Here is a 21472-nt window from a genome sequence, read left to right as displayed (position 1 = left end):
TGCCCTACTTCGGCAGCCAGCCGAAGGCCAGCAGCGCCCCCGCAGTCACGACCACCCAGAGCAGCGAGAACGGCAGGAAGACCTTCCAGCCCAGGCGCATCAGCTGGTCGTAGCGGTAGCGCGGGAAGGTCGCGCGGACCCAGAGGAACAGGAACAGCACCAGGGCGACCTTGGCGAAGAACCAGATCGGCCCGGGAATCCAGGTGAAGGGCGCGAAGCCGAGCGGCGGCAGCCAGCCGCCGAGGAACAGGATGGTGGTCATCCCGCTCATCAGGATCATGTTCGCGTACTCGCCCAGGAAGAACAGGGCGAAGGCCATGGCCGAGTACTCGACGAAGTAGCCGGCGACCAGCTCCGACTCGCCTTCCGGCAGGTCGAAGGGCGCGCGGTTGGTCTCGGCCAGGGTCGAGATGAAGAAGATCACGAACATCGGCAGCAGCGGCACGCAGAACCAGACGTTGCGCTGGGCCAGCACGATGTCGGTCAGGTTCAGCGAGCCGACGCAGAGCAGCACGGTGATGATCACGAAGCCCATCGAGACCTCGTAGGAAACCATCTGGGCCGCCGAGCGCAGCGCGCCGAGGAAGGGATACTTCGAGTTCGAGGCCCAGCCGGCCATGATCACGCCGTAGACGCCGAGCGAGGAGATCGCGAAGAGGAACAGGATGCCGACGTTGATGTCGGCGATCGCCCAGCCCTCGTCGACCGGGATCACCGACCAGGCGACCATCGCCAGGCTGAAGGTCAGCACCGGCGCCAGGATGAACACCACCCGGTTGGCGCCGGCCGGCAGGATCGTCTCCTTGAACAGCAGCTTGACGCCGTCGGCGAGCGGCTGCAGCAGGCCGAAGGGGCCGACCACGTTGGGGCCCTTGCGCATCTGCATCGCCGCGATGACCTTGCGCTCGGCGTAGGTCAGATAGGCCACGGCGACCAGCAGCGGCACGATCATCGCGATGATCTGCGCCACGATGACGATGGTCGGCCAGGCGTAGCCTTCCCAGAACAGATTCACGTCAGCCGCTCCCCCTGCCCGCTCAGCCGTCCGTGCCCGTCGCCGCCCGCTTGGGCAGCACGAAGGCCTCGGTGCACTTCGCCATGGTCGACGAGGCCCGGCTGATCGGATCGGTCATGTAGAAGTTCTCGACCGGCAGCCCGAAGGGCGCGTCGGAGACCGCGTCGCCAGCGCCGGCCGCCGGGCCCTGCCAGGGCGCCGGCTCGACCCGGTCGAGCGCGGCGAAGACCGGCGCCGTCTCGATCAGGCGGCGGCGCAGCTCGCCGAGGTTGTCGTAGGGCAGGCGCTGGCCGACCCGCTCGGACAGGGCGCGCAGGATCGTCCAGTCCTCGCGCGCCTCGCCCGGCGGGAAGACCGCCAGGCGGCCGAGCTGGACCCGGCCCTCCGTGTTGACGTAGGTCGCGTTCTTCTCGGTGTAGGCGGCCCCCGGCAGGATCACGTCGGCGCGGTGCGCGCCGGCGTCGCCGTGGTGGCCCTGGTAGACCACGAAGGCGCTGCCCAGCCGCGCCATGTCGAGCTCGTCGGCGCCGAGCAGCCAGACGAACTCGATCGCGCCCTGGCTCGCCGCCTCCAGGATCGCCTCGGTGTCGAGGCCGCCCTCGCCCGGCAGGAAGCCGAGCTCGAGGCCGCCGACCCGGCTGGCCGCGCGCTGCAGCAGGTTGAAGCCGTTCCAGCCCTCGGGCGCCTTGTCGCCGGCCAGGCCGTAGCGCTCGGCGATCGCCAGGCAGAGCGCGTGGACCGCGGCGCCGTCGGCCCGGGCGACCGCGCCGGAGCCGAGGATCAGCATCGGCCGCTCGGCCTTCTCGAGGATCTCGGCGAAGGCGCCCTTGCCGGCCGCCAGCTCCTTCAGCGTCTCCGGCCCGCTGCCCAGGTGCCGGGTCTCGAAGGTCAGCTCGACCGGCGCGCCGATCACGCCGACCGGCAGGCCGGTCGCGAGGAAGCGCTTGCGCAGGCGGGCGTTGACCAGCGCCGCCTCGTGGCGCGGGTCCGAGCCGACGATCAGCACCGCGTCGGCCTGCTCGATGCCGGCGATCGTGGTGTTGAAGAGGTAGCCGGAGCGCGGCCCGCCGCCGACCTTGGCGCCGTCCTGGCGGCAGTCCAGGTTGGGCGAGCCGAGGCCGCCCATGAAGTCCTTCAGCGCGAGCATCGACTCGGCGTCGCAGAGGTCGCCGGCGATCGCCGCGCTGCGCGTCGGATCCAGGCCCTCCAGCTTCGCGGCGATGGCCTCGAAGGCCTCCTCCCAGCTGGCCGGGCGCAGCTTGCCGTCGGCGCCGCGCAGGTAGGGCTTGTCGAGCCGCTGCCGTGCCAGGCCGTCGCAGGCGTGGCGCGTCTTGTCGTTGATCCACTCCTCGTTGACGTCCTCGTGCAGGCGCGGCAGCACGCGCATGACCTGCCGGCCGCGGGCGTCGACCCGGATGTTCGAGCCGACCGCGTCGAGCACGTCGACCGAGGGCGTCTTGCGCAGCTCCCAGGGCCGCGCCGCGAAGGCGTAGGGCGCGCTGGTCAGGGCGCCGACCGGGCAGATGTCGACCAGGTTGCCGCTGAGCTCGCTGTCGATCGCCTTCTCCAGGGTCGTGATCTCGGCATGCTCGCCGCGGTTCAGCAGGCCCAGCTCCTCGACGCCCGCGATCTCGGTCGCGAAGCGCACGCAGCGGGTGCACTGGATGCAGCGGGTCATGATCGTCTTGATCAGCGGGCCCATGTACTTCTCTTTGACCGCCCGCTTGTTCTCCTGATAGCGGCTGTGGTCGTAGCCGTAGGCCATCGACTGGTCCTGCAGGTCGCACTCGCCGCCCTGGTCGCAGATCGGGCAGTCGAGCGGATGGTTGATCAGCAGGAACTCCATGACGCCGTTGCGCGCCTTCCTGACCTTCTCGCTGTCGGTCGAGATCACCATGCCGTCGGCGACCGGCATGGCGCAGGAGGCGATCGGCTTGGGCGCGCGCTCCATCTCGACCAGGCACATGCGGCAGTTGCCGGCGACCGAGAGGCGCTCGTGGTAGCAGAAGCGCGGGATCTCCGCGCCGGCGAGCTCGCAGGCCTGCAGGACCGTGATTCCGCCCGGAACCTCGATCTCGCGTCCGTTGATGGTCAGCTTCGGCATGGCCCTTCCAGTTCCTGCTGCGCGCTTCGCCCGGCGTCGACGACGGCTATTCCGCCGCCTGGGCCGGCGCCTGCTTGCGGTACGCCGCGATGCGCCGTTCCAGCTCCGGCCGGAAATGGCGGATCAGCCCCTGGATCGGCCAGGCGGCGGCGTCGCCGAGCGCACAGATCGTGTGACCCTCGACCTGATAGGTGACGTCGAGCAGCGTGTCGATCTCGTCGACCGAAGCCCTGCCCTGCACCATCCGGGTCATGACCCGGTACATCCAGCCCGTGCCCTCGCGGCAGGGCGTGCACTGGCCGCAGGACTCGTGCATGTAGAAATGGCTGAAGCGGCAGATCGCCTCGACGATGTCGGCCGACTTGTCGATGACGATGACCGCCGCGGTGCCCAGGCCCGACTTGACCTCGCGCAGCGCGTCGAAGTCCATCAGCACCTCGGAGCAGATGTCCTTGGGCAGGCAGGGCACCGACGAGCCGCCGGGGATGATCGCCTGCAGGTTGTCCCAGCCGCCGCGCACCCCGCCGCCGTGCCTGTCGATCAGCTCGCGCAGGGGAATGGACATCTCCTCCTCGACGTTGCACGGCTTGTTCACGTGCCCGGAGAGCGAGAAGATCTTGGTGCCGGTGTTCTTCGGCCGGCCGAAGCCTTTCCACCAGTCGGCGCCGCGCCTGAGGATGGTCGGCGCCACGGCGATGGTCTCGACGTTGGTGACGGTCGTCGGGCAGCCCCAGACGCCGACGCCGGCCGGGAACGGCGGCTTCAGGCGCGGCTGGCCCTTCTTGCCCTCCAGCGACTCCATCAGGGCGGTCTCCTCGCCGCAGATGTAGGCGCCGGCGCCGCGGGTCACGTGGATGTCGAAGGCCCAGCCCGAGCCGCAGGCGTCGGGGCCGAGCAGCCCGGCCTCGCGGGCCTCGACGATCGCCGCCTCGAGGTGCTGGAGCGGCTCCCAGTATTCGCCGCGAATGTAGATGTAGGCGGTGTGCGCGCCCATCGCGAAGCCGGCGACCAGGCAGCCCTCGAGCAGCATGTGCGGGTCGTTGCGCAGGATCTCGCGGTCCTTGCAGCTGCCCGGCTCCGACTCGTCGGCGTTGATCACCAGGAAGTGCGGCCGCGCCGGGTCGACCTCCTTGGGCATGAAGGACCACTTGAGGCCGGCCGGGAAGCCGGCGCCGCCGCGGCCGCGCAGCTCGGAGTCCTTGACGATCTCGACGATCTTCTCGCGGCCGAGCGCGACCAGGTCCTTGGTGTTGTCCCAGATGCCGCGCTTGCGCGCGCCCGCCAGGCGCCAGTCCTGCTGGCCCCAGAGGTTGAGGAAGACGCGGTCCTTGTCCTGCAGCATCAGGCGGCGCCCCCGCTGGCGGTGTCCGTGAAGGTGTCCTTGAGGGTCGTCGGCCCGTCCTCGTTGAGCGAGCCGAGGCGGCCGCTCTGCGAGCCCGGCTTCGGCTGCTCGCCGCGGCGCAGCGCCTCGATCACCGCCTTGGCCGTCTCCGGCGTCAGGTCCTCGTAGTAGTCGGCGTCGTTGACCTGGAACATCGGCGCGTTGCAGCAGGCGCCGAGGCACTCGACCTCCGTGACGGTGAACAGGCCGTCCGCGCTGGTGCCGCCGAGCTGGTCGACGCCGGCCGCCTCCAGGCAGGCTGCGGCGATCTCGTCGGAGCCCCGCAGCCAGCAGCTGGTCGTGCGGCAGACCTGGATCAGATGCCTGCCGACCGGCCGGTCGTTGAGCATGGTGTAGAAGCTGACGACCTCGTGGACGCGGATCGGCGCCATGCCGAGGTACTGGGCGACGTACTCGACGGCCTCGTCGCTGAGATGGCCGCCGTTCTGGCTCTGCGCCAGATAGAGCAGCCAGATCACGGCGCTGGCCTGCTTGCCCTCCGGGTAGCGCGCTACGTAGGCCTTGGCCTTCTGGTCGTTCTCCGGCGTGAAGGCGAAGCTGCCGGTTTCCGGCTTCTGGTAGGTCGTGACCTTCATCGGTCGATCTCTCCGAACACGATGTCCATCGAGCCGAGGATCGCCACCGAGTCGGCCAGCATGTGGCCCTTGCAGCAGAAATCCATCGCCGAGAGGTGCGGGAATCCGGGCGCCCGGATGCGGCAGCGATAGGGCTTGTTGGAACCGTCCGAGACCAGGAACACGCCGAACTCGCCCTTCGGCGCCTCGACCGCGCCGTAGGCCTCGCCCGGCGGCACGTGGTAGCCCTCGGTATAGAGCTTGAAGTGGTGGATCAGCGCTTCCATCGAGCGCTTCATCTCGCCGCGGCGCGGCGGCGTCACCTTGTGGTTCGGCGCCATGACCGGGCCTTCAGGCATCTGGTCGAGGCACTGCAGGCAGATCGCCACCGACTGGCGCATCTCCTCGATGCGGACCAGGTAGCGGTCGAAGCAGTCGCCGTTCTTGCCGACCGGCACCTTGAAGTCCATGCGGTCGTAGACCTCGTAGGGCTGCGACTTGCGCAGGTCCCAGGCGAAGCCGCTGCCGCGGAGCATCGGACCGGAGAAGCCCCAGTCGAGCGCCTCCTCCGGCGAGACCACGCCGATGTCGACGGTGCGCTGCCGGAAGATCCGGTTCTCGGTCAGCAGGCCTTCCATGTCGTCGATCAGCTTCGGGAAGTCGGCGCAGAAGGCGCGGATGTCCTCGGCCAGGCCGGCCGGCATGTCCTGGTGCACACCGCCCGGCCGGAAGTAGGCCGAATGCAGCCGGGCGCCGGAGACCCGCTCGTAGAACTCCATGATCGACTCGCGCGCCTCGAAGCCCCAGAGCAGCGGGGTCATGGCGCCGACGTCGAGCGCGAAGGTCGTGATGTTGAGGATGTGGTTGGTGATCCGGGTCAGCTCGGAGAACAGCACGCGGATGTACTGGGCGCGCAGCGGCACCTCGAGGCCGAGCAGCGTCTCGGTGGCCAGCGCGAAGGCGTGCTCCTGGTTCATCGGGCTGACGTAGTCGAGCCGGTCGAAGTAGGGCACCGCCTGCAGGTAGGTCTTGTACTCGATCAGCTTCTCGGTGCCGCGGTGCAGCAGGCCGATGTGCGGGTCGGCGCGCTCGATGACCTCGCCGTCCATCTCCAGCACCAGGCGCAGCACCCCGTGGGCCGCCGGATGCTGCGGCCCGAAGTTGAGGGTCAAGGGCTTGATCGTCTGCTCGGCCATCAGGCCTTCCCCTCCCCGGCGGCCTTCGGCGCCGGCTGCTCGGCCTTCTCGTCGCCCGGCAGCTGCTGCAGCATGCCCTCCCAGGGACTGACGAAGTCGAAGTTGCGGAACTCCTGGACCAGCTTGACCGGCTCGTAGACGACCCGCTTCTGGTCCTCGTCGTAGCGCACCTCGACGTAGCCGGTCAGCGGGAAGTCCTTGCGCAGCGGATGGCCCTCGAAGCCGTAGTCGGTGAGGATCCGGCGCAGGTCCGGGTGGTCGGAGAAGAACACCCCGTAGAGGTCCCAGACCTCGCGCTCGAACCAGTTGGCCGACTTGAAGACCGACCAGGCCGAGGGCACCGCCGTGTCCTCGTCGGTCGCGACCTTCACCCGGAGCCTCAGGTTGTGCTTCAGCGACAGCAGGTTGTAGACGACCTCGAAGCGCTCGGGGCGGCTCGGATAGTCGACGCAGGTGACGTCGACCAGCTGCTTGAACAGGCTGTTCGGGTCGTCGCGCAGGAAGGTCAGCAGGTCGAGCAGGCGGTCCCGGCTGGTCCAGACGACCAGCTGGCCGCGGATCAGCTCGCTGCGCATGACGTCCAGGGAGCGCGCGCCCTCGAGATAGTCGCCGAGGTCCTTCAGCGCCGAACGGGGATCGTAGGTGGCCATGGTTCTCTCCGCGCGGGGGTCCGCCTGCCCTAGCGGGCGATGGCGGCGCCGCGCTTGATCTTCTTCTGCAGCTGCAGCACGCCGTAGAGCAGCGCCTCGGCGGTCGGCGGACAGCCCGGCACGTAGATGTCGACCGGCACGACCCGGTCGCAGCCGCGCACCACCGAGTAGGAATAGTGGTAGTAGCCGCCGCCGTTGGCGCAGGAGCCCATGGAGATGACCCAGCGCGGCTCGGCCATCTGGTCGTAGACCTTGCGCAGGGCCGGCGCCATCTTGTTGCACAGCGTGCCGGCGACGATCATCACGTCGGACTGCCGCGGGCTCGGCCGGAACACCGTGCCGAAGCGGTCGAGGTCGTAGCGGCTCGCCGCGGTCTGCATCATCTCGACGGCGCAGCAGGCCAAGCCGAAGGTCATCGGCCAGAGCGAGCCGGCCTGCGCCCAGGCCGCCAGCTTGTCCATCTGGGCGACGACGAAGCCCTTGTCGCTCAGCTCGCTGGTGACCCGCTGCAGCACGGCGTCCTGGGCGGCGCCGGGCGCCAGCGGAGCGCCGCTCGGAGCTCCGCTGCTGGTGGCGGCGCTCACTCCCATTCCAGGGCTCCCTTCTTCCATTCGTAGACGAAGCCGATGGTCAGCAGCCCGAGGAAGCAGACCATCGACCAGAACCCGAAGAGCCCGATGTCGCCCAGGCTGATCGCCCAGGGGAACAGGAAGGCGACTTCCAGGTCGAAGATGATGAACAGGATCGAGACTAGGTAGAAGCGGACGTCGAACTTGCTGCGCGCGTCGTCGAAGGCCTCGAAGCCGCATTCGTAGGCCGAGACCTTCTCGCTGTCCGGGCGCTGCCGGGCGACGACATAGGAGGCGATCACGATCACCAGGGCAAGCCCCACGGCGATGCCGATGAAGATCAGGATCGGCAGGTATTCGGCCAGCAATGGGTTCATCAGAAAACGGCCCTTCGGATCCGGCTTCGGTCTCCGTCGCGCGGCTGTCCGGCGCGTCCCTGGCGCCGCGACCGTTGCGGAGGCCCCATCAGTATCGCAGTGCACAACGGGGGATCAACCGGGATCGTCGCCCGGATTGCCCCGCGCCCCCTGCCTCGTGACGGCCGCAATATAGAGCGCCATCCGGCCGGGGGAAAGCGCGAATCTCGCGCGTCCTCCGGGACAATCGACGCGACAAAACAAGGGCTTATCAGGCCGTCTTGAGACAAGGTCGAATTGACGCAGAAAGCCGCGAATTCCGGCGGCGGCGGAGCGCCGGCCTCCCGTGGCCAGTGGCCCAGCCCGGCGCTCGGCGCATGGCCGCGGTGCGAGCGGTCGGCACGGCCGATCGATAGCCCCCGGCTGCGTTCCTGTCCACTGCGTTCCTGTCCACTGCGATGCTGTCCGGCGCGATCCGTCGCGACTCGGCGCGCGATCCGGGAACCGAAGCGGCGGACGCGCTAGAAACGGTGCCGGCCGTCCGTGAGGCGGCCGGCGCGCGCCGAGCCCCGCTCGCCGAGGGGACCGCCGTCGCCGACCGAGCGGCGGAACATCGGCGCCACCACTTCGACGACCTTGTCGAGCAGGGCCTGCGGGTCGGCCGGATCGAAGGCGCCGCGGGTCAGGATCCGGCACCTGTCCTGATCCCTGAAGGCGGTCTGCCTGATGCCGAGGGCGCAATGGATCCGCCAGCCGATCTCGCCTTCCGACAGCCAGGGGGCGATCCGGCCGAGCTCCTGGACGAACAGGCCGAGATGCTCGGCGGAGAAGCCGGCCATGCTGTCGAGGGCCGAATCGTGGTGGCTGACGCGCAGCACCGAGAAATGCCGGAAGACCAGATAGCCCGAGCCGGGGCTCGACTGCCAGCGGATCGAGGGCTCGACCAGGGCGGCGATCACGGCCTCCAGCTCGGCAGGCCCGGGCGCGCTGGCGTCGATCGCCTGCTTCAGGCGGTTGAGCCGCTCCGTGCAGAGCCGCTGGTAGACCCGCTTGGCCACCGCCAGGACCAGGCGGTCGCGGCTGCCGAAATGGTAGCTGACCGCCGACAGGCTGACGCCGGCTTCGCGCGCGATCGTGCGGATCGAGACCTCGTCGAGACTCGACGCACGCGCCAGGAGGCTCTCGGCGACGTCCATGATCTGGTCTGCGGTCGGCTTCGCGGACTTCTCAGTGCGTACGACCATCGTCGTCACCTCCCGCCGCGCTCATAGCACGTCCGTGTGACAGTGGGAGCGCGGCCCGGCACCACGACGAGGCCCGCGCTTCGAACAGCGTTCGGAATCCGTCACGAAGCTGTATCGGCCCGTCGCTACCGTGCCCACCAGCCGGCCGCCCGGCCACCATCAGCCGCCGCACAGGGAGCGACCAACCCGCCATGTTCACACGCCGCCAGACGCTCGGCCTGCTCGCCTCGACGATGACCCTGACCGCCCTGGACGGGACCGGCGCCCGGCGCGCCTTCGCCCAGGACGGCCGGCCGGTCCTGCGCGTCGCCGTCCAGGCCCTCGGCCCCTCGCTCGAGCCGCTGGAGTCGATGACCAACGTCGGCCTGCGGGCGATCGACTGCCTGTTCGACCGGCCGCTGCGCCGGAACTTCGTCGAGGAGGAGCGCCATCCCGGGAAGCCCGCGATCGATCCGCAGCTGGCCACCTCGGTCACCCAGGTCTCGCCACTGGTCTGGGAGATGACGCTGCGCCCGGGTGTCCGCCTGCACGACGGCACGACCCTGTCGGCCGAGGACGTCCTGGCGACCTTCGGGCCGGACCGGATCGGGCCGGACTCGCCCTACCCCGACGGCAAGATCCTCTTCGGCCATGTCACCGAGGTCGAGAAGGTCGACGACATGACGGTGCGGCTGCACACGCGCCAGGAAGACGTCGTGATGCGCCACCGCCTGGCCGGCTACGGCCCCTGGATCATCGGCGCGAAGGCCTACCGGGAGCTCGGGCCCGAGGGCTTCAAGGCGCAGCCGGTCGGCGCCGGCCCCTACAAGCTCAAGGAGTTCGTGCGCGACACCCGGATCGTCTTCGCGAGCCACGACGACTACTGGATGGGCGCGCCCGCCGCCGCGGAGGTTGTGATCAGCGTCGTCCCGGAGGTCGCGACCCGCGTCGCCGGCCTGATCTCGGGCGAGTACGACATCGTCACCAACGTGCTGCCCGACCAGGTCCCCCAGTTTGCCGGCTACGCCGATGTCGAGGCCGAGACGGTGCCCATGGACCTGCTCCACCTGCTCTTCTTCGACTACAACCGCCCGGCCGTCGCCGACGCGAAGATGCGCCGGGCCCTCAGCTTCGCGATCGACTACGACGCGGTCGCCAAGGCCGTCTGGGGGCCCAGGTACCGGCGCCCCAACAATTTCCAGATCCCCGCCTTCGGCGACCTCTACGACCCGAACCGGAAGTACTTCACCTATGACCCGGACCAGGCCCGGGAGCTGCTGTCGGCGGCCGGCTACGCCGGCGGCGAGATCGTGCTGCGCGTCCCGCCGAGCTACTATCTCGGCAGCGGCGACGCCGCCCAGATCATCCAGGCGCAGTGGCAGGCGCTGGGCATCAACACCCGGCTCGAGTTCGCAGAGAGCGCGGCCCAGCAGATGCAGCCGGGCGCCGACGTGCGCATGATCTCCTCCTCCTTCCGCTATCCCGACCCGCTGAGCGGCGGCGTCATCGTGCATCTCGGCAGGAACTCCTACCTGCAGAAGCACAAGTTCTTCATCCCGCGGACCGACTACAACGAGGTCTGCGACCAGTTCGCCGCGGCGACCGCTCCCGAGGAGCGCAAGCGCCTGTTCTGGCGCCTGCTCGACCTGCTCGAGGAAGAGGCGCCGGTGACCATCCTCTATGCCGTCAACGAGATCGTCGGCAAGCGGACCAAGGTGAACTGGACGCAGTATCCGCTGTACTACATGGACCTGCGCCCCGACGTCTTCTCGTTCGCCTGAGGAGGGCGTCATGCGCATCGTCCAGATTTCCGACACCCATCTCTCCCCGACCCACGGCTTCTTTGTCGGGAACTGGAGGAAGACCGTCCGCCACGTCAACGCGCTCGCCCCGGACCTCGTCGTCGTCACCGGCGACCTGACGATCAACGGACCGGACGACGCGGCCGAGCTGACCTTCGCCCGCAGCGAGCTCGGGCGCCTGGCGCCACGCTGGCTGGCCCTGGCCGGCAACCATGACGTCGGCGACGAGCCGCCCGGCCAGGACGAGAAGCAGCTCGTCGACCCGCCGCGGCTCGCCCGCTGGCACGCGCACTTCGGCGCGCACTACTGGGCCGAGACCCTCGGCAGCTGGCGCCTGCTCGGGCTCAACGCCCAGCTCCTGGGCAGCGGACTGGACGCCGAGACGGAACAGCAGCGCTGGCTCGAGGAGCAGCTTGGCGCCAGCGATTCGCGCCACATCGGCCTCTTCCTGCACAAGCCGCTGTTCGTCGCCGACAGGGACGATCCGGCCTCCTCCTCCTGCGTCGCGCCGACGCCCCGGCGACGCCTGATCGAGCTGTTCTCGAACGCCCCGGTGCGCTTCGTCGCGAACGGCCATCTGCACTGCCACAAGCAGACGCGCCTCGGCGGCCTCGACCTGATCTGGGCGCCCTCGACCGCCTTCCTGGCGGGCTCCCAGCAGGGCCACGGCCAGGAGCATGTCGTCCCGGACAGCCGGCGCGAGCTCGGCATCCTCGTCTTCGATCTGGCGGACGAGGGCTACGAGATGCGGTTCGAGCCGGTGCCGCAGATCGAAACGCTCTATCTCTCCGACATCAAGCAGGGCCGCTATCGCTTCCTGCGCGACATGCCGCCCTTCCAGCCGGAAGGGCGTTTCTGAAGTGCCCGACGCCGCGCCGGCAGCCTTCCCGGCCCCGGCGGCCCCGGCCGTCGTGTCGCCCGTCCTCGCGGTCCGCGACCTCTCCGTCGCAGTCGGCGAGGGACTGGCCGTCGACGGCCTCGACCTGTCCCTCGCCGCCGGCGAGACCCACTGCCTGGTCGGTGAATCGGGCTGCGGCAAGAGCCTGACCTGCCTCGCCTTGATGGGCCTGCTGCCGGCCGGGGCGCGCTGCCGTTCCGCCGGCCTGACGATCGACGGCCGGGACTGGGCCTATCGGCAGGGGCGGCCGCCGCCCGGCCTCGCGATGATCTACCAGGACGCGACGGCGTCCCTCGACCCGGTGATGACCGTGGGCCGGCAGATCGCCGAGGCGCTGCCGCCCGACCTGCCGGCGCGGGCCCGGCGCCGGGAGGCCGAGGCGCTGATCGCCCAGGTCGGCCTGTCGAACCCGCGCGCGCGCTTCGGGGCCTATCCGCACGAGCTGTCGGGCGGCATGAACCAGCGCATCGCCATCGCGATGGCCCTGGCCGGCCGGCCCCGGGTGCTGCTCGCCGACGAGCCGACCACGGCGCTCGACGTCACCGTACAGGCGCAGATCCTCGACCTGCTGCTGGCGGTTCAGAACAGCACCGGGGCGGCCCTGCTGTTCGTCACCCACGACCTGGGCGTGGTGGCGCAGATCGCCGACCGCGTATCGGTGATGTACTGCGGCAGCATCGTCGAGCGCGCGCCGGTCGCCACGCTGTTCGCCGCCCCCCGCCATCCCTACACCAGGGGGCTGATCGACAGCCTGCCGCAGATCTCCCGGCCGGCCGCCCGCCTCGCCTCGATTCCCGGCCGCGTCCCCGCCATCGGCGCGCGGCCGCCGGGGTGCCGATTCCGGCCGCGCTGCGACCGGGCCCTGGCGCGCTGCGGACGCGAGGCGCCGGTCCTCGACGGCACCGGGCCGCGCGGCGCGGTCGCCTGCTTCAACCCGACCTGAGCGCGGCCGTGCAGCAGCAGCCCCTGATCAGCGCCAGCGGCCTCGTGCGGAGCTATCGCGCGTCGCGCGCCGGACTGCTCCGCCGCGGCCCCGAGGTCCGGGCGGTCGACGGGGTCAGCTTCGCCATACGGGCCGGCGAGGCCTTCGGCCTGGTCGGCGAATCGGGCAGCGGCAAGACGACGGTGGGGCGGATGGTCTCGGCGACGCTGCGCCCCGACGCCGGAACGGTCGCGCTGCTGGGCGAGCCCTTCGCCGAGCCCATGCCCCTGGCGCGGCGGGCCAAGGTGCAGGCGGTCTTCCAGGATTCCCTGGGAGCGCTCAATCCGCGCCTGCGCATCGGCCGGCAGCTCGAGGAGCCCCTGATCGTACACGGCATCGGCGCCGCCGAACGGCGGGTCCGGATCGATGGCTTGCTGGCCGACGTCGGCCTGCCGCGCAGCCTGCTCCTGCGCTACCCCGGAGAGGTCTCCGGCGGCCAGCGCCAGCGGGTGCTGCTCGCCCGGGCGCTGGCGCTGCGGCCCGACCTGCTGGTCTGCGACGAGCCCGTCTCGGCGCTCGACGTCTCGGTCCAGGCGCAGGTCGTCAATCTGCTGGCCGACCTCAAGACGCGGCACGCCCTGACCCTGCTGTTCATCTCCCATGACCTGCGCGTCGTACGCCACCTCTGCGACCGGGTCGCCGTGCTGTTCGCCGGCCGGATCGTCGAGAGCGGTGCGGTCGCAGAGGTCATCGGGTCGCCGGCCCATCCCTACACGCGCGCGCTGATCCGGGCCCTGCCGGCCGACCGTCCCGGGCCGCGCCGGACCGCGGCGCGCGCGATCGCGGCGGCGCCGGACTTGGCCACGCAGGACTTGGCCACGCAGGACTTGGCCATCCCGGACCGGGCCACGCCGGACGGCGCCGGCTGCGCCTTTGCCGCGCGCTGTGCCGCCGCGACCCCCACCTGCCGCCGCTCGGCTCCGGTCCTGCGGTCGCTGTCGGCCGGCCACGAAGCGGCCTGCCACCTCGTAGCGGCGCGCTAGCCGATGCTCCGCTTCCTGCTCGTCCGGCTGCTGCGCGCCCTGCTCACCGTCCTGGGCTGCGCCACGCTCGCCTTCTTCGTCCTGCGGCTTTCCGGCGATCCGCTGGTCGCCCTGCTGCCGACCGACAGCCCCGCCGAGCTGCTGGAGCGCTACCGCGTGCTCTGGGGCCTCGACCGGCCGCTTCCCGAGCAGTACCTGCGCTATCTCCTGGCCCTCGCCCGGGGCGATTTCGGACGCTCCCTCGTCGACGGGCGCGACGCACTCGGGCTGGTGATCGAGCGCGCCGGGGCGACGCTGCAGCTCGGCGGCACGGTCTTCGCCCTGGCGATCCTGATCGGCGTGCCGGCCGGCACGGTCGCCGCCCTGCGCCGGGGGCGGCCGAGCGACTACCTGACGATGAGCGCAGCCATCTTCGGCTACGCCATGCCCAACTTCTTCCTGGGCCTGCTGCTGATCCTGCTGTTCGCGATGCAGCTGCGCCTGCTGCCCTCGTCCGGTTACGGCACGCCCGCCCACCTGGTCATGCCGGCGATCACCCTCGGCACGGCCGTCGCCGCCAAGCTCGCCCGTTTCGTGCGGACCTCGGTGCTCGACGTGCTCGGCCAGCCCTACGTGCGCACGGCCCACGGCAAGAGGCTGGGCTCGCTCGCGGTCATCGTCCGCCACGTCTTTCCGAACGCCGCGATCCCGGTGATCACCTTCCTCGGCTTCGAGCTCGGGCTGATGATCGGCGGCGCCGTGGTCACGGAGAACGTCTTCGGCTGGCCGGGCATCGGCCAGCTGCTGGTCGTCTCCGTGGCGCGCCGCGACCTCGCGGTGGTGCAGACCGTCGTGATGGTGATCGCGGTCTCGGTCGTCTCGGCCAATCTCGCCGTCGACCTCGCCTACGGCTGGATAGACCCGCGGGTCCGCGTCGCCGGGGGGCGCCATGCCGGCTGACCTCAGGCTCGCCGCGCGCCTCGCCCTGCCGGCCCGCCGTCCGGCTCCCCTCGTCGTGCTGTCGGCCGCGCTGTTTCTCGGCCTGGTCCTGCTCGCCGCCGCCGGCGCCGACCTGCTGGCCCCGCACGGCTTCGCCGAGCAGCATCTCGACGCCCGCCTGCAGCCGCCCTGGCTGGCCGGCGGAACCACCGACTACCTGCTCGGCACCGATACCCTCGGCCGCGACATCCTGAGCCGCATCCTGTTCGGCGCCCGCACCTCGATCCTGGTCGCGGTCGGCGGCACCGGCTTCGGCTTTCTCCTCGGCACCTCCCTCGGCTTCGCCGCGGCCCACTGGCGGGGCTGGTGCGAGGAGGCGGTCATGATGCTCGTCGACATGCAGGCCGCCCTGCCCACCCTGGTGCTGGCCCTCGCGGTCCTGGCCTTCCTCGGCAACAGCCTGCCGCTGCTGATCCTGCTGGTCGGGCTCGACGGCTGGGAGCGCTACGCCCGGCTCACCCGCGGCATGGTCCTGTCGGCGCGCGAGAGCGGCTACGTCCTGTCGATGCGGATCGTCGGCGCGCCGGCCTGGCGCATCCACCTGCTGCACATCCTGCCGAACATCGCCGGCGCCCTCATCGTCCAGGCGACATTGAACTTTCCGCACACGATCCTGCTGGAGGCCGCGCTGTCCTTCTTCGGCCTCGGCGTCCAGCCGCCGGCGACCTCCCTCGGCCAGATGCTCGGATTGGGCCGCGCCTATCTCATTAACGCCTGGTGGATCGCGGTCTTCCCGGGCAGCGTGATCTTCCTGACCACGCTCTCCATGTGCCTGGTCGGCGACTGGCTGCGCGACCGGCTGGACCCGACGCTGGCCCGCGAGCCGGGAGCCGGCCGGCCGTGACCCCGGCGCGCGTGATCGCCCTCGACGGCGCCACGAACGTCCGCGACCTCGGCGGCTACGAGACCGCGGACGGGCGGAGCGTCCGATGGCGCCGTCTGTTCCGCGGATCCCGGCTGAGCCACCTCACCGCCGCCGATCTGGAGACGATGCGCGCCCTGGGGATCCGCACCGTCTGCGACCTGCGGGGGGCCGGCGAGTGCGCCCTCGCGCCCGGACTGGCGGGCGCCGTCGTGGCGAGAGTGCGGGCGCTGCCGATCGAGCCGACGCTGAAGCACGCGATCGACGGCGCCGCCGCCGGCTGGCCGCCGGACGGCGCGCCGCCGGAGGAGGTCATGGCCGAGATCTACCGGAGCTTCGCCCTGGAGCATTTCCAGGTCTATCGAGAGCTCCTGTCCCTCCTGCTCGAGGACGACGGCCTGCCGCTGCTCTTCCACTGCACCGCGGGCAAGGACCGGACCGGCTTCGGCGCAGCCGTCATCCTGCGCCTCCTCGGCGTTTCGGCGAAGGACGTCGTCGGCGACTACCTGCTCACCAACAGGCACTGGAAAGGGACCGGCCGGCTCGATCACTGCCCCGAGCCGATCAGGGCCGCGATCACGAGGGCCCGTCTGGCCTACCTCAGGGCGGCCTTCTCGGCGATCGATGCGGGCTTCGGCAGCTTCGAGCGCTACGCGGCGGAGATGCTGGGCGTCGACAGCCACGCCGCGGCAGAGCTGCGCGCCCGCCTTCTCGCCTAGCAAGGTTCCCCGGCACCCGCATCGGGGCCCGCCGTCGCCGTCCGGAAGAGGATCTCCCCCCTCGGCGGGCAGTCGTCGTTGGTGGCGGGAGTGACGGGACTCGAACCCGCGGCCTCCGGCGTGACAGGCCGGCGCTCTAACCGACTGAGCTACACCCCCAGCCCAACGACCGCGGCGGCAAATCGGGCCGCCGCCGAAGCGGAGGCGTCATGTACGCCAGCCCCCGGGCCCTGTCAAGCGCGCCCCGGCCGGATTCCGGGGAAGTCGCGCCGATGGCCAGACCGCGACCGGAATGCTAACCAGGGTCCAGCCTTCAACCGCCTGCGCCGGGGTCTCCGATGCGCCTCCTCCAGGTCATGGCCGGCGCCGAGCACGGCGGCGCCGAGACCTTCTTCGTCAGCCTGGCGCTGGCCCTCGCACGGGCCGGCCTGGAGCAGCGCGTCGCGATCCGCCGCAACCCGGCGCGCGCCGCCGCGCTCCGCGCCGGCGGCCTGGAGCCGCTCGAGCTGCGCTTCGGCGGGCCGCTCGACCGGCTGACTCCCTGGCGGCTGAAGCGCCTGGCCGCCGCCTTCCGGCCGGACATCGTGCTCTGCTGGATGAGCCGCGCCGCCGCGGTCATGCCGAGCGGCCCCTGGCTCAAGCTCGCGCGCATCGGCGGCTACTACGACCTCAAGTACTTCCGGAGCTGCGACCAGCTGCTCTGCATCACGCCGCAGCTGGTCGAGCGCTACGCCGCGCTCGGCTGGCCGCGCGAGCGGCTGCACTTCATGCCGAACTTCTCGACCTTCGAGGACGAGCCGGCGGTGCCGCGCAGCGCCTTCGGCACGCCGGAGGGCGCGCCGCTGCTGCTCTCGCTCGGCCGGCTGCACCCGGCCAAGGCCCTCGACACCCTGCTCCACGCCCTGGCCCGCGAGCCGCGCGCCCACCTCTGGCTCGCCGGCGAGGGCCCGAGTCGCGGCGAGCTGGAGTCGCTGAGCGCCGAGCTCGGCCTGACCGAGCGGGTCCGCTTCCTCGGCTGGCGCAGCGACAAGACCGCGCTGCTCAAGGCCTGCGACCTCTGCGTCTTCCCGTCCCGCTCCGAGGCCTTCGGCTCGGTCATCGTCGAGGCCTGGGCGCACCGCCGGCCGCTGGTCGCCGCCGCCGCCGACGGCCCGAAGGCCTTCGTCGAGGACGGCCGCACCGGCCTGCTGGTGCCGATCGACGACGTCGGCGCGCTGGCCGGCGCGATCACCCGCCTGATCGACGAGCCGGCCCTCGCCGCGTCGCTCGTCGAGGCCGGCTACCGCCGCTACCGGGAGGAGTTCACCGAGTCGGCCTGCGTCGCCCGCTATCTCGGCCTCTTCGAGAGGCTGCTCGCCGAGGCGCCGCCACGCCGCGCCGGGCGCTCCTAGAGGAACAGCCAGATGGTCAGCGGCACGGTGACCAGCGACAGCGCCGTCGAGGCGACGACCAGGCCGGCGACCTCGTCGGGATTGCGGTCGAAGCGCATGGCGAAGAGGTAGGCGTAGACCGCGACCGGCATCGAGTACTGCATGACCAGGGCGCCGCGCGCGAGCGGCGGCAGGCCGAGCAGCGCGGAGACCGCCAGGGCGATGGCACAGCCGCCGACGATGCGCACCAGCGCCAGGCCGAAGGCGACCGGCAGGCGGCGCGGCCGGAGGCGCGACAGTGAGACGCCGAGCGCGATCAGCATCAGCGGGATAGTCAGGCCGCCGAGCAGCTTGAGGCCGCGGCCGAGCGGCAGCGGCAGGGTCAGGTCCAGGAAGACCATGGCGAGGCCGACCAGCAGCGCGTAGATCAGCGGCATGCGCAGCAGCCCCTTCGGCTCCAGCGAGCCGCGCGAGATCGCGGCGCCGACCGTGAAGTGGCCGGTCGCGGTCATCGCGAAGGTCACGATGGCGAGCGCCAGGCCCGCGTCGCCGAAGGTGAAGAGGCTGAGCGACAGGCCCATGTTGCCGGTGTTCGGGAACAGCATCGCCGGCAGGAAGCTGCGCCGGTCCAGGCCGGTCAGCTTCAGCACCGCGAGGGCCAGCACGGCCATCGCCAGGTAGCAGAGCAGAGTCGCGAGCGCCATGGCACCGAAGGCCTGGGCGCTCGGCCGGACCTGGTCGAGGGTGCTGATCAGCAGGCAGGGCGTGCCGACGTACATCACCAGGTTGGTGACGGTCGCGACGTCGAAGGGCCGCTCCAGGCGCGCCCAGGCGAAACCCACGGCGATCGCGCCGAAGACCGGCACGACGATCGAGATCAGCTGCAGCAGCAAGGGCCTGCCCTTCGGGAGTCGGCCCCTTGCTAGCCCGCCCCCGGCAGGCCGGCAAGTCCCGCGCCGCGCATGCCGGCCCCCTGCCCGCGCCGCGTCGCCCTAGCTCTGCGGCCGCCAGCGCAGCAGGTAGCGCTCCAGGGCCTCGATCGCGAGATCGATGCAGAGCACCACGATCGAGGTCAGGATCAGGCCCGCGAAGACGCCGGTCGTGTCGAACACGCCCTGGGCCTGGGAGACCACGTAGCCGATGCCCTGGGAGGCGCCGATGTACTCGCCGACCACGGCACCGACCAGGGCGAAGCCGATCGAGGTGTGCAGGCTGGAGAAGATCCAGGCCATCGCCGAGGGCAGGTAGACGTGGCGCATCAGCTGGTGGTCCGAGGCCTGCAGCATGCGCGCGTTGTTGAGCACCACGGGATCGACCTCGCGCACGCCCTGGAAGGTGTTGAAGAACACCACGAAGAACACCAGGGTCACGCCGAGCGCGATCTTGGAGCCCATGCCGAGGCCGAACCAGATGATCAGGATCGGCGCCAGGATGACCCGCGGCAGGGCGTTGAAGATGCGGATGTAGGGGTCGAAGACCGCCGCCAGCAGCTCGACCCGGGCCAGCGCCAGGCCGGCCAGCACGCCGGTCACGATGCCGATCGCGAAGGCCGCCATGGCCTCGGTCAGCGTGACGATCAGGTGCGGCCAGATGTAGCCGGACAGGATCCACTCGGCCATGCGGCCGGCGATGTCGCTCGGCTTCGAGAAGAAGAAGGGGTCGAGCCAGCCGGTCGTGGCGCCGGCCTGCCAGGTGCCGGTGACCAGCACGAAGAAGCCGACTTGCAGCGCCAGCACCAGCCAGCGGCTGGCGCGCTTGCGCGTGGCGACCACAGCCGGCGGCCTCTCACGCGCCATGGGCCCCCTCCTCCTGCTTCAGGACCTCGTCGCGCAGGTCCGCCCAGATCCGCTTGTAGAGCGCGTTGAACGCGGGATCGAGGCGGATCTCGGCGACGTCGCGCGGCCGCTTCAGGTCGATCGCGTAGTCGCCCTTGATGCGCGCCGGCCCGGTCGACAGCACGACGACCCGGTCGGCCAGCGCGATCGCCTCCTCCAGGTCGTGGGTGATGAACAGCACGGTCTTGCGGGTCTCCTGCCAGAGCTCGAGCAGCTCGTTCTCCATGATCTGGCGGGTCTGGACGTCGAGCGCGCCGAAGGGCTCGTCCATCAGCAGCAGGCGCGGGTTGACGATCCAGGCCTGGGCGATGGCGACGCGCTTGCGCATGCCGCCGGAGAGCTGGTGGGGAAACCGGTCCTCGAAGGCGGCCAGGCCGACCCGCTTCAGCCAGCGCCGCGCCTCCGCCGCCGCCCTGGCCTTCGGCACCTTGCGGAAGGTCAGGCCCAGGCAGACGTTGTCGAGCACCGTGCGCCAGGGCAGCAGCGCGTCCTGCTGGAACAGGTAGGCGGCATGCGGGTTGATGCCGGTCAGCGTCTCGCCGAACACCCTGACAGTGCCGGCCGGCGGGAACAGCAGGCCGGCGGCGGCATTGAGCAGCGTCGACTTGCCGCAGCCCGAGGGCCCGACCAGGGCGACGAAGGTGCCCTCCTCGACCGCGAGGTCGACCTCGCTCATCACGGTATGGATCTCGCCCGAGGGGGTGGCGAAGCGGATCGTCACCCCCTCGAAGGCGATCGCCGGCGGCGCGCTCGCGGGCGCCGCCGGCGTGTTCTCTGCCGGCACGGCCATCGTCACCCCGACCGGCTCACTCGGTCGGGATGCCCAGCTTCGACGCCGCCTTCTTGGCGTAGAGGTTGGTGTAGGTCCTGCTGAGATCGACGTGGCCGTTCGCCACCTCCTTGTCGGAGCTGGCGAAGACGTCGAGCACGGCCTGCGCGCCCTTCGGGTCCATCACGCCGTTCTTCGAGTACATCGGGATCGTGTTCTTGAGCGCGGCGAGATAGAGCGCCGTGTCCTTGCCGACGTACTCCGCCGGCATCTTGGCCATGATCTCCTCGGCCGAGTGGCTGTGGATCCACTTCAGCGTCTCGACCATGCCGTCGGCCAAGCCCTGGGCCGCCGCCGGGTTGTCCTTGACCCAGTCGGCCGGCGCGTAGAGCGCGCCGCCGGGATAGTCGCCGCCGAAGACCTTGCGGGTATCGGCCTGGGAGCGCGTATCGATCAGGATCCGGAGATCCTTGTACTTGCCCTTCATCAGCGTCACCGCCGGGTCGAGCATGACGGCGGCCTGCACCTGGCCCTGCTCCATCGCCGCGACGGCGGTCGCGCCCAGGCCGATGCCGACGACCGGCACCGAGTTCGGGTCCTTGCCGTCCTTGTGCAGGGCGTACTTCAGGAAGAAGTCGGTCGAGGAGCCGGGCGCCGAGACGCCGACCTTCTGGCCGACCAGGTCGCCGACCGTCTTGATCTTGTCGGTGTACTTCGGCGAGACGGCCAGCACGAGGCCCGGGAAGCGGTCGTAGACCACGAAGGATTCCAGGATCTTGCCCTTGGGCTGCAGCTCGACCGTGTGGTCGTAGTAGCCGGAGACCACGTCGGCGCTGCCGCCGAGCACCGCGGTCAGGGCCTGGGAGCCGCCCTTCAGCGGGATCATCTCCACGTCGACGCCGTTCTTCTTGTAGAGGCCGAGCTGATGCGCCAGCACGGTCGGCAGGTAGCAGAGGCAGGACGGCCCGCCGATCGCCAGCTTGACCTGGGGCATGTCCGCCGCCGAAGCGGTGCCGGGCGCGCCGGCCAGGGCCAAGCCCAGGGCCAGCGCCGACAGTCCTGCAACGAAGCCAGAGAAGCCCGCGCGACGTCCCTGCCGCACGCCGGATGCCTTCGCCGTCATTCTTTCCTCCCTCAAGGCGGATTTCGTTGGACGCGGCCTTGTCGTCGGCCGCGCGCCAACCCTATCGGCGCCGAGAGCGGTG

General features: G+C 70.8%; 21 protein-coding genes and 1 tRNA gene. 8 read left to right on the top strand and 14 right to left on the bottom strand.

Translation table 11 applies throughout. The features are described 5' to 3' along the window. Window positions 1-4: 4 nt before the first annotated feature. The 9 genes from nuoH to B9O00_RS12445 all read right to left on the bottom strand — a co-directional run bounded on the left by nuoH (window position 5) and on the right by B9O00_RS12445 (window position 9090). The gene (gene nuoH / locus B9O00_RS12485; RefSeq protein ID WP_085123012.1) at window positions 5-1015 is read right to left on the bottom strand and encodes an NADH-quinone oxidoreductase subunit NuoH; all 1011 of its coding nucleotides are present in this window, start codon (window positions 1013-1015) and stop codon (window positions 5-7) included. A 22-nt stretch (window positions 1016-1037) separates the two neighbouring features. Beyond that, the gene (nuoG, locus tag B9O00_RS12480; protein ID WP_085123011.1) at window positions 1038-3119 is read right to left on the bottom strand and encodes an NADH-quinone oxidoreductase subunit NuoG; all 2082 of its coding nucleotides are present in this window, start codon (window positions 3117-3119) and stop codon (window positions 1038-1040) included. Window positions 3120-3165: 46 nt separating this feature from the next. Beyond that, entirely contained in the window at window positions 3166-4461 is a 1296-nt protein-coding gene (gene nuoF / locus B9O00_RS12475) for an NADH-quinone oxidoreductase subunit NuoF (protein WP_085123010.1), read from the bottom strand. Further along, window positions 4461-5096 carry an NADH-quinone oxidoreductase subunit NuoE family protein gene (locus B9O00_RS12470; protein ID WP_085123009.1) on the bottom strand — a complete coding sequence of 212 codons (636 nt, stop codon included), beginning with the start codon at window positions 5094-5096 and terminating at the stop codon, window positions 4461-4463. Before B9O00_RS12470 ends, nuoF begins: the two co-directional genes overlap by 1 nt. Then, window positions 5093-6271, bottom strand: coding sequence for an NADH-quinone oxidoreductase subunit D (locus tag B9O00_RS12465; RefSeq protein ID WP_085123008.1), 1179 nt, complete (start codon window positions 6269-6271; stop codon window positions 5093-5095). Before B9O00_RS12465 ends, B9O00_RS12470 begins: the two co-directional genes overlap by 4 nt. Beyond that, window positions 6271-6921, bottom strand: a complete 651-nt coding sequence (locus B9O00_RS12460) for an NADH-quinone oxidoreductase subunit C (protein WP_085123007.1) — start codon at window positions 6919-6921, stop codon at window positions 6271-6273. Before B9O00_RS12460 ends, B9O00_RS12465 begins: the two co-directional genes overlap by 1 nt. A 29-nt stretch (window positions 6922-6950) precedes the next feature. Next, on the bottom strand, window positions 6951-7511 hold the full coding sequence (locus B9O00_RS12455; protein ID WP_089229683.1) for a NuoB/complex I 20 kDa subunit family protein: 561 nt from the start codon (window positions 7509-7511) through the stop codon (window positions 6951-6953). Next, complete coding sequence (locus B9O00_RS12450; protein WP_085123005.1) at window positions 7502-7867, bottom strand: NADH-quinone oxidoreductase subunit A; 366 nt, start codon at window positions 7865-7867, stop codon at window positions 7502-7504. Before B9O00_RS12450 ends, B9O00_RS12455 begins: the two co-directional genes overlap by 10 nt. Window positions 7868-8367: 500 nt before the next feature. Then, on the bottom strand, window positions 8368-9090 hold the full coding sequence (locus B9O00_RS12445) for a TetR/AcrR family transcriptional regulator (RefSeq protein ID WP_085123004.1): 723 nt from the start codon (window positions 9088-9090) through the stop codon (window positions 8368-8370). Between the two features lie 191 nt (window positions 9091-9281). Between B9O00_RS12445 and B9O00_RS12440 the strand changes: the two genes are divergently transcribed. Genes B9O00_RS12440 through B9O00_RS12410 form a run of 7 tightly spaced genes read left to right on the top strand, consistent with a single transcriptional unit; the run spans window position 9282 to window position 16293 of the window. After that, on the top strand, window positions 9282-10850 hold the full coding sequence (locus B9O00_RS12440) for an ABC transporter substrate-binding protein (RefSeq protein ID WP_085123003.1): 1569 nt from the start codon (window positions 9282-9284) through the stop codon (window positions 10848-10850). Window positions 10851-10860: 10 nt separating this feature from the next. Next, window positions 10861-11730, top strand: a complete 870-nt coding sequence (locus tag B9O00_RS33785; RefSeq protein ID WP_085123002.1) for a metallophosphoesterase family protein — start codon at window positions 10861-10863, stop codon at window positions 11728-11730. A 1-nt stretch (window position 11731) separates the two neighbouring features. After that, window positions 11732-12712, top strand: a complete 981-nt coding sequence (locus B9O00_RS12430; RefSeq protein ID WP_235017111.1) for an ABC transporter ATP-binding protein — start codon at window positions 11732-11734, stop codon at window positions 12710-12712. An 8-nt stretch (window positions 12713-12720) separates the two neighbouring features. Further along, window positions 12721-13734: an oligopeptide/dipeptide ABC transporter ATP-binding protein gene (locus B9O00_RS12425; RefSeq protein ID WP_085123001.1), complete on the top strand. Its 1014-nt coding sequence runs from the start codon at window positions 12721-12723 to the stop codon at window positions 13732-13734. A gap of 3 nt (window positions 13735-13737) precedes the next feature. Then, complete coding sequence (locus tag B9O00_RS12420) at window positions 13738-14673, top strand: ABC transporter permease (RefSeq protein WP_085123000.1); 936 nt, start codon at window positions 13738-13740, stop codon at window positions 14671-14673. Beyond that, window positions 14663-15556 carry an ABC transporter permease gene (locus B9O00_RS12415; RefSeq protein WP_085122999.1) on the top strand — a complete coding sequence of 298 codons (894 nt, stop codon included), beginning with the start codon at window positions 14663-14665 and terminating at the stop codon, window positions 15554-15556. Before B9O00_RS12420 ends, B9O00_RS12415 begins: the two co-directional genes overlap by 11 nt. Further along, entirely contained in the window at window positions 15553-16293 is a 741-nt protein-coding gene (locus B9O00_RS12410; RefSeq protein ID WP_159460202.1) for a tyrosine-protein phosphatase, read from the top strand. The genes B9O00_RS12415 and B9O00_RS12410 overlap by 4 nt, the downstream gene beginning before the upstream one ends. 82 nt (window positions 16294-16375) lie before the next feature. On the opposite strand, the gene B9O00_RS12405 is transcribed toward B9O00_RS12410, so the two are convergent. Then, window positions 16376-16452 (bottom strand) — tRNA-Asp (locus B9O00_RS12405). 179 nt (window positions 16453-16631) lie between these two features. Between B9O00_RS12405 and B9O00_RS12400 the strand changes: the two genes are divergently transcribed. Then, window positions 16632-17684: a glycosyltransferase gene (locus tag B9O00_RS12400; RefSeq protein ID WP_085122997.1), complete on the top strand. Its 1053-nt coding sequence runs from the start codon at window positions 16632-16634 to the stop codon at window positions 17682-17684. Here B9O00_RS12400 and B9O00_RS12395 read toward each other — a convergent pair. From B9O00_RS12395 to B9O00_RS12380, 4 genes are all read right to left on the bottom strand, one after another. Next, window positions 17681-18556 carry an AEC family transporter gene (locus tag B9O00_RS12395; protein ID WP_085122996.1) on the bottom strand — a complete coding sequence of 292 codons (876 nt, stop codon included), beginning with the start codon at window positions 18554-18556 and terminating at the stop codon, window positions 17681-17683. The two genes, B9O00_RS12400 and B9O00_RS12395, sit on opposite strands and share 4 nt — an antisense overlap. A 99-nt stretch (window positions 18557-18655) precedes the next feature. Beyond that, complete coding sequence (locus tag B9O00_RS12390; protein WP_085122995.1) at window positions 18656-19459, bottom strand: ABC transporter permease; 804 nt, start codon at window positions 19457-19459, stop codon at window positions 18656-18658. After that, window positions 19449-20288, bottom strand: coding sequence for an ABC transporter ATP-binding protein (locus tag B9O00_RS12385; RefSeq protein ID WP_085122994.1), 840 nt, complete (start codon window positions 20286-20288; stop codon window positions 19449-19451). The genes B9O00_RS12390 and B9O00_RS12385 overlap by 11 nt, the downstream gene beginning before the upstream one ends. A gap of 16 nt (window positions 20289-20304) precedes the next feature. Beyond that, a complete protein-coding gene (locus tag B9O00_RS12380) occupies window positions 20305-21390 on the bottom strand; it encodes an ABC transporter substrate-binding protein (RefSeq protein WP_085122993.1) in 1086 nt (361 codons plus the stop codon). Window positions 21391-21472: the final 82 nt, after the last annotated feature.

Source organism: Tistlia consotensis USBA 355 (assembly GCF_900177295.1).
Lineage (GTDB): Bacteria > Pseudomonadota > Alphaproteobacteria > Kiloniellales > DSM-21159 > Tistlia > Tistlia consotensis.
Note: the sequence above shows the minus strand (reverse complement) of the source record. Positions and strands in the feature narration are given on the sequence as shown.

Excerpts from the sequence above, each read along its gene's own strand:
- B9O00_RS12465 (WP_085123008.1), bottom strand. The coding sequence starts at position 6,271 with ATGGCCGAGCAGACGATCAAGCCCTTGACCCTCAACTTCGGGCCGCAG.
- nuoG (WP_085123011.1), bottom strand. The coding sequence starts at position 3,119 with ATGCCGAAGCTGACCATCAACGGACGCGAGATCGAGGTTCCGGGCGGA.
- B9O00_RS12420 (WP_085123000.1), top strand. The coding sequence starts at position 13,738 with ATGCTCCGCTTCCTGCTCGTCCGGCTGCTGCGCGCCCTGCTCACCGTC.
- B9O00_RS12470 (WP_085123009.1), bottom strand. The coding sequence starts at position 5,096 with ATGAAGGTCACGACCTACCAGAAGCCGGAAACCGGCAGCTTCGCCTTC.
- B9O00_RS12450 (WP_085123005.1), bottom strand. The coding sequence starts at position 7,867 with ATGAACCCATTGCTGGCCGAATACCTGCCGATCCTGATCTTCATCGGC.
- B9O00_RS12385 (WP_085122994.1), bottom strand. The coding sequence starts at position 20,288 with ATGGCCGTGCCGGCAGAGAACACGCCGGCGGCGCCCGCGAGCGCGCCG.
- B9O00_RS12390 (WP_085122995.1), bottom strand. The coding sequence starts at position 19,459 with ATGGCGCGTGAGAGGCCGCCGGCTGTGGTCGCCACGCGCAAGCGCGCC.
- B9O00_RS12460 (WP_085123007.1), bottom strand. The coding sequence starts at position 6,921 with ATGGCCACCTACGATCCCCGTTCGGCGCTGAAGGACCTCGGCGACTAT.
- B9O00_RS12440 (WP_085123003.1), top strand. The coding sequence starts at position 9,282 with ATGTTCACACGCCGCCAGACGCTCGGCCTGCTCGCCTCGACGATGACC.
- B9O00_RS12445 (WP_085123004.1), bottom strand. The coding sequence starts at position 9,090 with ATGGTCGTACGCACTGAGAAGTCCGCGAAGCCGACCGCAGACCAGATC.
- B9O00_RS12400 (WP_085122997.1), top strand. The coding sequence starts at position 16,632 with ATGCGCCTCCTCCAGGTCATGGCCGGCGCCGAGCACGGCGGCGCCGAG.
- nuoF (WP_085123010.1), bottom strand. The coding sequence starts at position 4,461 with ATGCTGCAGGACAAGGACCGCGTCTTCCTCAACCTCTGGGGCCAGCAG.
- B9O00_RS12455 (WP_089229683.1), bottom strand. The coding sequence starts at position 7,511 with ATGGGAGTGAGCGCCGCCACCAGCAGCGGAGCTCCGAGCGGCGCTCCG.
- B9O00_RS12415 (WP_085122999.1), top strand. The coding sequence starts at position 14,663 with ATGCCGGCTGACCTCAGGCTCGCCGCGCGCCTCGCCCTGCCGGCCCGC.
- B9O00_RS12380 (WP_085122993.1), bottom strand. The coding sequence starts at position 21,390 with ATGACGGCGAAGGCATCCGGCGTGCGGCAGGGACGTCGCGCGGGCTTC.
- B9O00_RS33785 (WP_085123002.1), top strand. The coding sequence starts at position 10,861 with ATGCGCATCGTCCAGATTTCCGACACCCATCTCTCCCCGACCCACGGC.